The sequence below is a fragment of the Vibrio sagamiensis NBRC 104589 genome (assembly GCF_007990935.1).
Classification (GTDB): Bacteria; Pseudomonadota; Gammaproteobacteria; order Enterobacterales; family Vibrionaceae; genus Vibrio; species Vibrio sagamiensis.
This window is the reverse complement of record NZ_BJXJ01000017.1, coordinates 51,112-64,664: the sequence shown is the minus strand read 5'-3', so window position 1 is coordinate 64,664 and position 13,553 is coordinate 51,112. Positions and strand designations below refer to the sequence as shown.

The following is a 13,553-nucleotide window of genomic DNA, read 5'->3' as shown; positions in this document are numbered from 1 at the left end:
AAGAGGAATCAAAATGACGAACACAAACGAGCAATCGAATGCAACTTTAGACGATAGTGATACCACCCACTTCGGTTTTACCACGGTAGCAAAAGAAGAAAAAGTAACCAAAGTTGCTGAAGTTTTCCACTCAGTAGCGGCGAAGTACGATCTGATGAACGATTTGATGTCGGGTGGTGTGCATCGACTTTGGAAACGTTTCACAATTGACTGCAGTGGAGCACGTCCTGGACAACGTATTCTTGATCTTGGCGGTGGTACTGGTGACTTAACCGCAAAGTTTTCTCGTATTGTCGGTGAGCAAGGCCAGGTAATTTTGGCTGATATTAATAATTCGATGCTGAATGTTGGTCGTGATAAGCTGCGTGACAACGGGACTGTCGGTAACGTGCATTATGTTCAAGCCAATGCAGAAGAACTACCATTCCCAGATGACTACTTTGATGTGATTACTATTAGCTTTTGTTTGCGTAATGTTACGGATAAAGATAAAGCATTGCGCTCTATGTTTCGAGTATTGAAACCTGGCGGTCGATTACTGGTATTGGAATTTTCCAAGCCTATTCTGGAGCCGTTATCGAAGATCTATGATGCATATTCTTTCCATCTGCTACCTAAAATAGGTGAACTCGTTGCTAAGGATGAGGGTAGCTACCGCTATTTAGCTGAATCTATTCGTATGCACCCTGATCAAGCCACGTTAGAAGGGATGATGATCGAAGCTGGTTTTGAAAACACAAAATATTATAATTTAACGGGTGGTATCGTAGCGTTGCACCGCGGCTACAAATTCTAAGGATATCCGCTATGCCATTTCAACCCTTGATGACGGCTGTGGTAGAAAAGTCGTTGAATACCTTGATTAAAGATGACCCAGCTTTGGTGCGTCGTTTGGCTCGTTTAAAAGGGCAGGTGATTCAGTTGCACCTCAAAGAGGTTAATCAAACACTGACGTTTATTTTCAGTCAGCAAATTGATGTATTGGCTGCGTATGAAGGGCAGCCTGACTGTTCCTTATCGTTAAACTTGAGTGTTTTACCTGAGCTGCGTGATCAAGCCAACATTACGCGACTGATCAAGCAAGATAAGCTTGAATTAGACGGTGATATTCATCTGGCGCAGAAGTTTTCGCAATTAATGGTTGATTGTAAACCCGATATCGAAGAGTGGCTATCTCGCCTGACTGGCGATATCGTTGCTCATACATTAGTACAAAATACAAAAAATATCGGCAGTTTTTTTGCTTCACAAATTGAAAAGCATCAACGTTACTTTGGTCAAGCAATTACTGAAGAATGGAAATTAGCGCCTGGAGCGTTGGAAGTGACGTATTTTTGCGATCAAGTGGATGATCTACGTAGCCAAGCATCGTGTGTGGCTGCTCGGCTGGATGCTTTAATTCAACAGGTAGAATCCACGTCTTCACCTGTGGAGAAATCATGACACCAACAGAGATAAAACGTTTATACCAGATTATAAAAATCCAGCTTGAATATGGCCTGGATGAGCTGTTACCGGAGCACAAATTAGCGCAAGCGCCATTATTGATGCGTAAAAGTCTGTTTTGGATAAAGAATCAACACCCAGATAAACCTATAGGTGAGCGACTGCGTTTGGCTTTGCAGGCATTGGGGCCGGTGTGGATTAAGTTTGGTCAGATGATGTCGACGCGCCGTGATTTATTTCCTCCTCACATTGCCGATCCTTTAGCCTTACTGCAAGACCAAGTGACCCCGTTTGATGGTCAACTGGCTTTACAACAAATTGAGCAAGCGCTTGGTGGGCCTATTTCTCAGTGGTTTAGCGACTTTGATCTTCAACCACTGGCTTCTGCTTCGATCGCTCAGGTACACACTGCACGTTTAAAAGAAAATGGGCAAGAAGTGGTACTGAAGGTTATTCGCCCTGATATTCGCCCTATTATTGATTCAGATCTAAAACTGATGCACCGTTTGGCACGTATAGTATCCAAAGCAATGCCAGCAACGCGTCGGCTCAAGCCAGTAGAAGTGGTTCGTGAGTACCAAAAAACCTTACTCGATGAGTTGGATCTGCGTCGTGAAGCCGCTAATGCGATTCAGCTCAGACGTAACTTTGCTGATAGCCAAGAATTGTACGTTCCTGAAGTTTACCCTGATTTTAGCAACGAAACGGTCATGGTTTCTGAGCGCATATATGGAATCCAGGTTTCCGACATCGAAGGGCTAAAGGCAAACGGCACCAACATGAAGTTGTTAGCGGAGCGTGGTGTGAGCGTGTTCTTTACCCAAGTGTTTCGAGACAGCTTTTTCCATGCGGACATGCATCCCGGTAATGTCTTTGTCAAACCAGAACATCCCGACAACCCAATGTGGATTGGGCTGGATTGCGGCATTGTAGGCACGCTCAATAGCGAAGATAAGCGTTATTTAGCCGAAAACTTTTTGGCATTTTTTAATCGTGATTATCGTCGAGTCGCGGAGTTACATGTTGATTCAGGATGGGTTCCTGTCGACACCAACGTCGATGAGTTTGAATTTGCCATTCGAATTGTGTGTGAGCCTATTTTTGCTAAGCCATTGTGTGAAATTTCTTTTGGACATGTGTTGCTGAATTTATTTAACACCGCTCGGCGCTTCAATATGGAAGTGCAACCGCAATTGGTGCTGTTGCAAAAAACCTTGCTTTATGTCGAGGGTTTAGGTCGTCAACTTTATCCACAATTAGATCTGTGGGAGACCGCTAAACCTTTTCTTGAGCAGTGGATGATGAACCAAGTTGGGCCACAAGCTTTATTGAATGCTATCAAAGATCGTGCGCCGTTTTGGGCAGAAAAATTGCCAGAACTACCAGAACTGCTCTACGATAGCCTTAGGCAGGGTAAAGCCATGAATCAACGTATTGATTCTTTATATCATGGTTACCAATATAGTAAGCGCCAGCAAGCAACAGGACGTTTTCTTTTTGGGATTGGGGCGACACTGACGATATGCTCAGCCATATTGTTAGATAGTGAACAGCCTTTTTTGTCTAGTAGCATTTTTGTTCTTGGCTTCACATTTTGGATGCTAAGTTGGCGAGTTTATCGTAAATAAGCGTTAAGCTATTGAATTATTTTTACTTAACTACCGAGGTGTATAAGATGGGTGGTATTAGTGTTTGGCAACTTCTTATTATTGCCGTAATTGTTGTACTGCTATTTGGGACGAAGAAGCTCCGTGGTATCGGCGGCGATCTCGGTGGCGCTGTGAAAGGCTTCAAAAAAGCCATGAGTGATGACGAAGCCAGTAATAAAGCTAAAGATGCTGACTTTGAAACAAAAAGCTTAGAAGAAACGCAGAAGAAAGAAGCCACTTCTGACGTTAAAAAAGATAAAGAGCAGGCATAGAACGTGTTTGATATCGGTTTTTGGGAACTGGTATTGATCTCTGTGGTTGGCCTTGTTGTGCTTGGACCAGAGCGCCTGCCACATGCGATTCGTAGTGTGACCCGCTTTATCGGTTCAGCCAAAAAGATGGCGAACAGTGTGAAGGATGAACTCTCACACGAGCTAAGGGTTCAAGAGTTGCAAGAAAACTTGCGTAAGGCCGAAAGAATGGGGATGGAGGACATTTCTCCTGAACTTAAATCTTCGGTTGATGAACTCAAGAAAGCGGCCCAATCGGTCCAGCGCCCTTATGCGAAGCCAACTGCCACGGAAGCTGACTCGACTGCAAAGCCAACTGACATTAATCACGATGGCCGAGTAAAAGTGACAGCGGCTGATGAAAAGGCCGAATAGTCCCATAATGAGGAGCTGCTCGACCAAGTAGCTCCTTTTTGATCAGGTTTTACATAAGAGGTTTGCCATGTCTACTGTTGAGCAGACACAGCCTTTAATCAGTCACTTATTAGAACTCCGCAATCGACTATTACGCTGTATATTAGCGGTATTAGTGGTGTTCATTGGGCTGATTTATTTTTCTAATTATATTTATGAGTTTATTTCCGCACCTTTGGTTGAAAGACTGCCAGAGGGAGCGACGATGATTGCTACCGATGTAGCATCACCCTTTTTTACCCCTTTAAAACTGACGCTCATCGCTTCAGTGTTTGTCGCGGTACCTTTCATACTTTATCAAGTGTGGGCTTTTGTTGCGCCAGGCCTATATAAGCATGAGCGCCGTTTAGTGATGCCGTTACTTTTTTCGAGCTCTTTACTGTTTTATTGCGGTGTTGCTTTTGCTTATTTTGTTGTCTTTCCACTCGTATTTGGCTTCTTTACTGCAATTTCTTTGGGCGGGGTTGAATTTGCGACAGATATTTCTAGTTACTTAGATTTTGTCTTAGCTCTATTTATGGCATTTGGTATTGCATTCGAAGTGCCTGTTGCCATTATTTTACTGTGTTGGACAGGGGCGACGACGCCGAAAAGCTTGAGTGAAAAAAGGCCGTATATTGTTGTCGCGGCATTCATTGTTGGGATGTTGCTCACTCCTCCAGATATTATTTCGCAAACGCTACTGGCGATTCCAATGTGCTTGTTATTTGAAGTAGGACTATTTTTTGCCCGCTTTTATGTACGTTCAGAACCACAAGAAGCGGAAGAAGATTAAGCAGCAGTTTATCCAACATGAAATAAAAAAGCGGCTGAGTTTTTCTTAGCCGCTTTTTTGTTTTATCTAGCAATCTATTGGGTATGGAGTCTGTTGGTCTCTCAGCCTGACTTTGACAGTGAGTGATTGGCATAAGAGCGAAAGACCTTGCTGAATAAGTGCGATGATCTTTATCGCAAGGTTAATTTGTAACCATAGTTTTGGCAGATATAGATCTCTTTAATCCCTATCAGCTTTTGCAGCCAATGGCGTTGATGACGTTTGAGATGCTCACCATGTTGACACATACGATTCCTTATATGTTCTTATTTTTTCGGCAATGTATATGCAGTTAGTTTAGTTTGTAAATGCCATGCATATATTCTGTCATACTAATCCCATTATCTGTCGGTTAATTGGCTGTTGTTAGGCTAAGTTGAACAAAGCGACGGCATTGGCTGTCGTGAGAGTATCAATAGTTTCAAGGCTATCTTGCCTTAATTCCGCAATACGTGCCGCGACTAACGAAGTATAAGCAGGTTCATTACGTTTACCTCGATGAGGAACAGGAGCCAGATAAGGGCAATCGGTTTCAAGAATCACCCAGTTCATATCCAAATCTGGAATGACTTTATCCATCCCGCCATTTTTAAACGTTGAAACACCGCCAATACCTAGATGAAAACCTAACTCGTTGATGGCTCTTGCTTCTTCAAGGCTGCCACCAAAGCAATGAAAGACACCTCTTAGTCGACCGTCTTGTTCTTGACGTAATATGGCCAGCGTTTCTTCGATCGAATCACGGGTGTGGATTACGACGGGCAGATCCAACTCTTTTGCCCAGTTCAATTGGCTGACAAAGGCCATTTCTTGTTCGGCACGATAAGTTTTGTCCCAATAGAGATCGATACCAATTTCACCGACAGCAATAAAATTGTGCTGATTAAACCAATCACGGATGATGGCCAATGTTTGTTCAACGTTGCCATCCACGTAGCAAGGATGCAAACCCATCATAGAACGGCAAACATCAGGATAAGCTGCTTCTGTTTGGAGCATAGGAGCGATAGAGTCGAGATCGATGTTAGGCAGAAGTATTTGGCTAATGCCCTGCTCTAAAGCACGTTTGACGACATCATCACGGTCGTTATCAAATTCGCTGGCATAAATATGTGCATGAGTATCGATCATCTTTTTTCTCTATGGCTGTCGTTAGATTAAATTAATGATCAGTATACTTTAGTGTGCGTTCCGGGTCATTTTTGGTTTTTTCAGTCCATTTTTTCATATTGATACTCGCAAGCCCTATCAAGAATGATATGATTTTGCCCTTAAGTGATTTGCTCATCCCCACTATCCAGACAAGGAGATTATGGTGTCAGTATCAATTCAAGGTCCCTTCCCTGCACGTCGTATGCGCCGTATGCGCAAGCATGATTTTAGTCGCCGCCTGATGGCTGAGAACCAAGTATCAGTCAATGACTTGATTTATCCAATGTTCATTCTAATGGGTAAAGGTCGTCGAGAAAGTGTGGACTCTATGCCAGGAATCGAACGTCTATCAATCGATTTAATGTTGGAAGAGGCGCAATATATAGCCAATTTAGGCGTTCCAGCGATTGCACTTTTCCCAGTGGTCAATCAGGACGCAAAAAGTTTATGTGCTGCAGAAGCTTATAACTCAGAAGGGCTAGTACAAAGAGCGGTACGTGAATTGAAGCAACATGTGCCTCAAATTGGTGTGATAACCGATGTTGCTTTAGACCCTTTTACCACCCATGGTCAAGATGGCATCATTGATGAGGAAGGCTATGTTCTTAATGATGAAACAACGGATGTTTTGGTCAAGCAAGCTTTGTCTCATGCAGAAGCGGGAGCTGATGTTGTAGCACCTTCAGATATGATGGATGGACGGATTGGTAAAATTCGTGAGGCGCTTGAAGAGGCTGGTTATATTCATACTCAGATCATGGCTTATTCTGCTAAGTACGCATCTAGTTATTATGGCCCATTCCGCGATGCAGTGGGTTCTGCATCTAACTTAAAAGGTGGTAATAAGAAAAACTACCAAATGGACCCGGCTAACAGCGATGAAGCTCTACAAGAAGTGGCACTCGATATCAACGAGGGTGCTGATATGGTGATGGTGAAACCAGGAATGCCTTATTTAGATATTGTCCGTCGAGTCAAAAATGAGTTGCAAGTTCCGACCTTCGCTTACCAAGTCTCTGGTGAATACGCTATGCATAAAGCGGCGTTTGAAAATGGCTGGTTAAAGGAACGCGACACGGTGATGGAATCGTTATTGTGCTTTAAGCGTGCAGGAGCTGACGGCATTTTAACTTACTTTGCCAAAGACGTTGCACAGTGGTTAGCTCAGGATAGCCTGCAGATTTCGCAGCATTTAGTTGAAGAGTAATTATCGCTCTGTGAGAAAATAGAAGCTGGCAACTATTGTCGCTTTTCTTATACCCAAGTAACCTCATATGAATATATACCCAGTAATCTGGATATATAGCGTTTGAAGTGACTTGGGTATTTTTATTTCTGGAGAGAAAAATAATGACGATGTTGATTCGTGAAGGCACATTTGAGGAAGTGCTCCAAGTAGTCACGAGTGTGACAAAATTTACTAATATAGAGAGGGTTGAATCACTGGCTGAGCGTATTAGAGATAAAAATATTTGCTCTTGGTAGCAGAAAAAGTAGGGGCTATTTTAGGTTTTAAAATCGGATATGAGTTGGATAACAGCACTTTGTATAGTTGGCTTGGAGGTGTGGTTGTTAATGCTCGCAATGAAGGTGTTGCACAGATGTTCCTAGAGGCTCAAGAAGAGTGGATCATTGAATAAGGTTACAAAATATTAAAATTAAAATCACGCAACCAGTTTAATGCAATACTTTGCTTATTGTTGAGTGATGATTATCTAATTGAAAAAACTAAGGAAAAGTCGAAAATTCGTGAATCTAGAGTCTATTTTGTTAAAACAGTGTAAAAATAAATGAGATTATTTCTCATTTAAAGCTTGACTGATAAATGAGAATCATTATTATTAACGTTGTCTTAGGGAGATGAACAAGTGATTTAACATGTGAAATTGTTAGTTAATATTACTTGCTAGCAAAGCCGCTTGCATAATTCTTGTGCACATTCTTTTTGACACGACATTGCTCACATTGCTTCCAGTGTAATTTATAGCTTCTTGGTAAATTGTGTATCCAAGAAAACAGTTTACCAATTCTGCTAGGCGACCCAATTGGGTCGCTTTTTTCTTTTCTGGGATTTACATTGATGCCAATCCTAGCATCTTTTCCACATAGTATGATCATTTTTGGATCCTGGATCTTTCTTTTTCTTTTAAAGTTAATAATTAAATAACAATGACTTAAATTATTTTCCTGGCGTTTTATTTATCTGTTGATAACCAGTGCATATTTTTTATAAACAGAGTTATCCACATTTCAGATAACGTGAACAAAAAAAATGACAAATTTAGGTTCATAGGATCAAACGAACAGGATAGATTCAAAGCAGCAGTCGTGGCATCCTAAGCAGATCTTTTAAGTACTGATTTGGATACAGACAATTATGGCAAGTATTCCTGAAAACCCTTTGATTCTTATCGATGGATCTTCCTATCTCTATCGCGCTTTTCACGCTTACCCTGGCACAATGAGCAACGGGCATATTCCAACTAATGCCGTTTATGGTGTGGTCAACATGCTGCGCAGTATGATGCGTCAATTTGCTTCTGAGCGTATTGCTGTGGTTTTCGATGCGAAGGGTAAAACCTTCCGTGATGACATGTACCCAGAATACAAGGCAAATCGACCACCAATGCCAGATGACTTACGTTGTCAAATCGAGCCGTTACATAATGTTATTCGTGCAATGGGTTTGCCGCTTATCTGCATTCCGGGTGTAGAAGCCGATGATGTGATCGGTACTCTTGCTTATCAAGCGTCGCAACAAGGTATGCCCGTTTTGATCAGTACTGGTGATAAAGATATGGCCCAGTTGGTCGATGATAATGTTACTTTGATCAACACTATGACCAACGTAGTGATGGATCGCGAAGGTGTGATTGAGAAGTTTGGTATCCCACCAGAGCTGATCATCGACTACTTAGCGTTGATGGGCGATAAAGTCGATAATATTCCAGGTGTTCCGGGTGTCGGTGATAAAACCGCAACGGCGCTGCTACAAGGCATTGGCGGTCTGACCAAGTTGTACGAAAACCTTGATGATATCGCGGCACTTGGCTTCCGTGGTTCGAAAACCATGGCGAAAAAGCTCGTCGATAACAAAGACAACGCCACGCTGTCTTACGAGCTTGCCACCATCAAGTTGGATGTTGAGCTGGAAGAGACGCCAGACTCATTGCTAAAATCAGAACCAAGCACCGATGAGCTGATCAAACTGTACGGTCAGTTGACGTTCAAGTCTTGGTTGAATGAGCTATTAGAAGGCGGAACAGGTGTAGTCGAAGCGGATGAATCAACTGGCACAGCGCGTGTTGGTTCTGCTTCATCTAAAGCCGATATAGACACCTCGGTGGTAAAAATCGACCGTAGTCAATACGCAACTATTCTAGATGAAGCTTCATTTAATGCTTGGATAGAAAAACTAAAAGCGTCTGAATTATTTGCGTTTGATACCGAAACTGACAGCTTGGATTACATGGTGGCAAACTTAGTGGGCTTATCATTTGCAACCGATGAAGGCATTGCTGCTTACGTACCTGTAGCGCATGACTACCTAGATGTCCCTCAGCAACTAGACCGCAGCTGGGTATTGGAACAGCTAAAACCAATTCTTGAAGACGAAGCACAAGCAAAGGTGGGTCAGAACCTAAAATACGATGCATCTGTGCTGGCTCGATACGGCATTGATATGAAAGGCATCAAGCATGACACCATGTTGGCGTCTTATGTTTACAACAGTGTAGGTGGCAAGCACGATATGGATAGCTTGGCATTGCGCTTCCTACAGCACAGCTGCATTTCATTCGAGCAAATCGCAGGTAAAGGTAAGAACCAACTGACCTTCAACCAAATCGAGCTGGATGAAGCTTCTCCATATGCAGCGGAAGATGCGGACGTGACACTTCGTCTACATAACCGTTTATTTGCTAACATCGAACAAGATGAAAAGCTAAAAACCGTATACGAAGAAATCGAAATGCCACTTGTGCCAGTGTTGTCTCGCATTGAACGCACCGGAGTATTAATTGACGACATGAAGCTGAGCGCGCAGTCGTTAGAGATCGCTGCACGTCTGGACGAGCTTGAGCAAAAGGCGTACGAGATTGCAGAACAAGAGTTCAACATGAACTCGCCGAAGCAACTGCAAGCGCTTCTGTTTGAGAAAATGGGTCTGCCAGTCATCAAAAAGACACCATCAGGTACGCCTTCTACTAATGAAGAAGTGCTGCAAGAGCTTGCTCTAGATTACCCACTCCCAAAGCTTATCTTGGAATACCGTGGTTTGGCGAAGCTTAAGTCGACTTACACCGATAAACTGCCTAAAATGATTAATCCATCAACGGGCCGTGTGCATACTTCTTACCATCAAGCGGTTACGGCAACGGGTCGTCTGTCATCCACCGATCCTAACTTGCAGAACATTCCAATTCGTAACGAAGAAGGGCGTCGTATCCGTCAGGCATTTGTTGCCCCTACGGGTTACAAGATTCTGGCGGTCGATTACTCTCAAATCGAATTGCGTATTATGGCGCACCTATCAGGTGACCAAGCGCTGCTTGATGCATTCCGTGACGGTAAAGATATCCACGCGGCAACGGCAGCAGAAATCATGGGAGTGACCATTGATGAGGTTTCCAGTGAGCAACGTCGCCGTGCGAAAGCGGTTAACTTCGGTCTTATCTACGGCATGAGTGCGTTTGGTTTGGCAAAACAACTGGGCATTCCTCGAGGTGAAGCACAAGCGTACATGGACAAGTATTTCGAGCGCTACCCAGGTGTGATGCAATATATGGAAGACACACGCAGTGCGGCTTCAGAGCAAGGCTACGTCGAAACGATTTTTGGCCGTCGTTTACACCTTCCGGAAATTCAATCTCGTAACGGCATGCGTCGTAAAGCGGCAGAACGCGCAGCGATAAACGCACCGATGCAAGGTACTGCGGCTGATATTATTAAGAAAGCGATGTTACTGGTTGATCAGTGGATTCAAGAAGAAGGTAAGGGTCGAGTGAAACTTCTGATGCAAGTACACGATGAATTGGTGTTTGAAGTGGAAGAGTCGTCTTTGTCCGAAATTGAAAGTAAAGTACAAAAATTGATGGAGTCGGCAGCGGATCTCAAGGTGCCTCTTGTAGCTGAAGCCGGACATGGTGATAATTGGGATCAAGCACATTAACTCCATTATTATTTGATATTTTTGCTTTTATTAGAGCACAGAATGTAAGGGCTGGGTTTTTTAAGACATTATGAAAATTTTGTCTTCGAAAGTTAAATGTTATTTAGTGAAATTTTCATGAAAAAAAATTACAAAACCTATTTGCAAAGATGACCAATTGTTGTACATTATCTGTGTAGGGTACAGAGGTAAGATGTTCTATCTTTCAGACCTTTTGTTTCACGTTATTGGATTAGGCTGATTCAGCCGCCCCAGTCAGCTTTTGACTGGGGCGTTTTTTATTTCAGTAAGAAAAAGTCCAACCATTTCTCTTTGATTTGAACGCTAAGTTATTCCCATTATTTATTGTTTTATAAATAATGTATTAATGCCCTCTGGACTTTTAAACTTTCCATGATGTTACAGAATTATTTTATTCCATTATAAATAGCTTCGATCACACTTTTGTTTTTTATTGAAGGAAAGTAAGTCGATTGTTTTATTGCTAGTATTTTTACTAAACTATTGATTTAAATATTAATTTATAGGGTCTTGTCATGTTTATTATTTTACTTTATTGACAGTGGTGCTTTATAAAATGGTTGAATTTATTTTTTGGTTAAGTAATGTTCAAAGGCATAATAATTATTATTGATTTTTCTCTCCTATTATCCCTGCTAGGAAGGCGGGGATTTTTATTTCTTTTAAACTCAGCCTGTTGGGTATAGGGTAATCGTAGCGATCAAAAAAAAGCCCCACCGTAGGCAGGGCAACTTCGAAAGCAATGAAGACTTTCGTTAATTAGTCATCTTGCTCGCCATTCTCTGGAGCATCTTCTTGCTCGTCTTCATCTATTAAGTGTGCAAGAGCAGGTGCAAACCAAGTATCAAGTTTGGTCCGAAGCTGATCAACCCCTAGTCCTTTCAGTGAAGAGAATACATCAACGGATACGTCCCCACCAAAAGTCTCGACCTGCTTACGGATTTTGAGTAGTGTCTGTTTACGAGCACCACTTTTCAGCTTATCTGCTTTGGTTAGTAGCACTTGAACCGGGATACGGCTATCGATCGCCCAGAAAATCATTTGCTGATCGAGGTCTTTCATTGGATGGCGAATGTCCATTAATACCACTAAGCCTTTCAAACATTCACGCTTTTGAAGGTATTCCCCCAGTGATTTTTGCCATTTATTTTTCATTTCAATGGGTACTTGTGCGAAACCGTATCCTGGCAAATCAACGATATGACACCCTTCCGTAACTTTAAACAGATTGATTAATTGAGTCCGTCCCGGTGTTTTAGAGGTCTTAGCTAGACTCTTTTGATTGGTTAAACGATTCAGTGCACTCGATTTACCTGCGTTTGAGCGTCCTGCAAACGCAATCTCGACACCTTCGTCTTCTGGTAGATGACGTATATCAGGTGCACTGGTGATGAAATGCGTGTTTTGGTAATGAATTTTTACGCTCACTGTTAACTCCATCTCGACTTTGTATCGTCGACTGATTACTTTTATATGAAATTGTGTAATATAACCGTGCTCGGCATAAGGTCGCCTATTGTACCATGAGTGTACACGGTATGTTCATATTCCGTAGTACGGGAAGCTTGATAATTATAATGGAATGTCATGAAGAAATTAGCACTAGTCTTGAGTCTTTTAGCCAGTTGCTCAGTATGGGCCCAAGGTAATATTGAAGCTGGCAAAGCAAAATCACAAACTTGTGTTGCCTGTCATGGGGCCGATGGAAATAGCCCAATCGCTATGTACCCGAAACTTGCAGGTCAGCACGCTAAATATCTTGAAAAGCAGCTGAAGGATCTAAAACTCGGTATGAGCAGTGGTGGTAAGCAGGGCCGATATGACCCTGTAATGAGCGCAATGGCAATGCCACTCAGCAATGAAGACATCGCTGATTTGTCAGCTTATTATGCATCTTTACCTATCTCGGAAAATAGCACCCCAGAGAATGCAGTCGAGCAAGGTAAGGTGCTTTATACCGCTGGTGATGCATCTCGTGGCCTAACTGCTTGTATTGCCTGTCACGGTCCTCGTGGTAACGGAACAGGACTTTCTGGCTTCCCAAAAATTTCTGGTCAGCATGCGGATTATATCAAAGCGCAGTTAGAGAAATTCCGTGATGGTGCTCGTGGTAACGATATGAATGCCATGATGAGAGACATTGCGAAAAAGTTAACTAATGAAGACATTAATAGCCTATCACAATACGTTGGCGGCCTTCACTAATTATCTATCTTCACTCTCTTTTTGACTACAATACCCTCAATTGTAGTGGGGCACTTTGCCCCACTACAAAACGATAATAAAATAATCAGTAATGAGAGACCTTGCTTAAAGCTTGTGAGAGATCCGCTATACCTGAATCAGATAATTCTATCTTTTGACTCTTAAATTATTGAAATAAATCGACATTTAATTTGTTTGCTAATTTTTTATAAATAATTGTAGATGGCTAACTTGCTGATTTTCGCTAAAGAAGTAAAGTGGTATTTGTTCAACGGATACTGAACAGCAGAACTCAAGCTAAGGAAGAGCTATTTATAAAAATAGTGGCGATAAAGAGCTCAAGGTAAGTAGGAAGCTTACTTGATATGGATGGTCATCTCGTCTGATGGTTT

At 42.3% G+C, this 13,553-nt stretch carries 12 protein-coding genes and 1 pseudogene; 11 read left to right on the top strand and 2 right to left on the bottom strand.

What is annotated here, in order from left to right; genetic code table 11:
• Nucleotides 1-13: 13 nt before the first annotated feature.
• The 6 genes from ubiE (at nucleotide 14) to tatC (ending at nucleotide 4,574) form a co-directional block, all read left to right on the top strand.
• Nucleotides 14-796, top strand: coding sequence for a bifunctional demethylmenaquinone methyltransferase/2-methoxy-6-polyprenyl-1,4-benzoquinol methylase UbiE (gene ubiE / locus VSA01S_RS10070; RefSeq protein WP_039980379.1), 783 nt, complete (start codon nucleotides 14-16; stop codon nucleotides 794-796).
• 11 nt (nucleotides 797-807) lie between these two features.
• Nucleotides 808-1,443 (top strand): ubiquinone biosynthesis accessory factor UbiJ, encoded by a 636-nt coding sequence (locus tag VSA01S_RS10065; protein WP_039980381.1) that lies wholly within the window; start codon nucleotides 808-810, stop codon nucleotides 1,441-1,443.
• Nucleotides 1,440-3,074 carry a ubiquinone biosynthesis regulatory protein kinase UbiB gene (ubiB, locus tag VSA01S_RS10060; protein WP_039980383.1) on the top strand — a complete coding sequence of 545 codons (1,635 nt, stop codon included), beginning with the start codon at nucleotides 1,440-1,442 and terminating at the stop codon, nucleotides 3,072-3,074. Before VSA01S_RS10065 ends, ubiB begins: the two co-directional genes overlap by 4 nt.
• A gap of 47 nt (nucleotides 3,075-3,121) precedes the next feature.
• On the top strand, nucleotides 3,122-3,367 hold the full coding sequence (gene tatA, locus VSA01S_RS10055) for a Sec-independent protein translocase subunit TatA (protein ID WP_039980385.1): 246 nt from the start codon (nucleotides 3,122-3,124) through the stop codon (nucleotides 3,365-3,367).
• 3 nt (nucleotides 3,368-3,370) lie between these two features.
• Nucleotides 3,371-3,760, top strand: a complete 390-nt coding sequence (gene tatB / locus VSA01S_RS10050; protein ID WP_039980387.1) for a Sec-independent protein translocase protein TatB — start codon at nucleotides 3,371-3,373, stop codon at nucleotides 3,758-3,760.
• Nucleotides 3,761-3,827: 67 nt separating this feature from the next.
• Nucleotides 3,828-4,574, top strand: coding sequence for a twin-arginine translocase subunit TatC (tatC, locus tag VSA01S_RS10045; protein ID WP_021710943.1), 747 nt, complete (start codon nucleotides 3,828-3,830; stop codon nucleotides 4,572-4,574).
• Nucleotides 4,575-4,979: 405 nt separating this feature from the next.
• Here tatC and VSA01S_RS10040 read toward each other — a convergent pair whose 3' ends face one another.
• Nucleotides 4,980-5,744, bottom strand: a complete 765-nt coding sequence (locus VSA01S_RS10040) for a TatD family hydrolase (protein WP_039980389.1) — start codon at nucleotides 5,742-5,744, stop codon at nucleotides 4,980-4,982.
• Between the two features lie 184 nt (nucleotides 5,745-5,928).
• Here VSA01S_RS10040 and hemB point away from each other — a divergent pair, with 184 nt between their 5' ends.
• The 4 genes and pseudogenes from hemB (at nucleotide 5,929) to spfP (ending at nucleotide 11,176) form a co-directional block, all read left to right on the top strand.
• Nucleotides 5,929-6,972: a porphobilinogen synthase gene (gene hemB / locus VSA01S_RS10035; protein ID WP_039980450.1), complete on the top strand. Its 1,044-nt coding sequence runs from the start codon at nucleotides 5,929-5,931 to the stop codon at nucleotides 6,970-6,972.
• A 143-nt stretch (nucleotides 6,973-7,115) separates the two neighbouring features.
• A pseudogene (locus tag VSA01S_RS10030) lies at nucleotides 7,116-7,549 on the top strand (GNAT family N-acetyltransferase).
• Between the two features lie 593 nt (nucleotides 7,550-8,142).
• On the top strand, nucleotides 8,143-10,935 hold the full coding sequence (gene polA, locus VSA01S_RS10020) for a DNA polymerase I (RefSeq protein ID WP_039980391.1): 2,793 nt from the start codon (nucleotides 8,143-8,145) through the stop codon (nucleotides 10,933-10,935).
• Between the two features lie 193 nt (nucleotides 10,936-11,128).
• A complete protein-coding gene (gene spfP, locus VSA01S_RS20620) occupies nucleotides 11,129-11,176 on the top strand; it encodes a small protein SpfP (RefSeq protein ID WP_438356636.1) in 48 nt (15 codons plus the stop codon).
• A gap of 539 nt (nucleotides 11,177-11,715) precedes the next feature.
• Here spfP and yihA read toward each other — a convergent pair.
• Nucleotides 11,716-12,384 carry a ribosome biogenesis GTP-binding protein YihA/YsxC gene (yihA, locus tag VSA01S_RS10010; RefSeq protein ID WP_039980392.1) on the bottom strand — a complete coding sequence of 223 codons (669 nt, stop codon included), beginning with the start codon at nucleotides 12,382-12,384 and terminating at the stop codon, nucleotides 11,716-11,718.
• A gap of 159 nt (nucleotides 12,385-12,543) precedes the next feature.
• Here yihA and VSA01S_RS10005 point away from each other — a divergent pair, with 159 nt between their 5' ends.
• Nucleotides 12,544-13,161: a c-type cytochrome gene (locus tag VSA01S_RS10005; protein ID WP_039980393.1), complete on the top strand. Its 618-nt coding sequence runs from the start codon at nucleotides 12,544-12,546 to the stop codon at nucleotides 13,159-13,161.
• The last annotated feature ends 392 nt before the right edge of the window (nucleotides 13,162-13,553 follow it).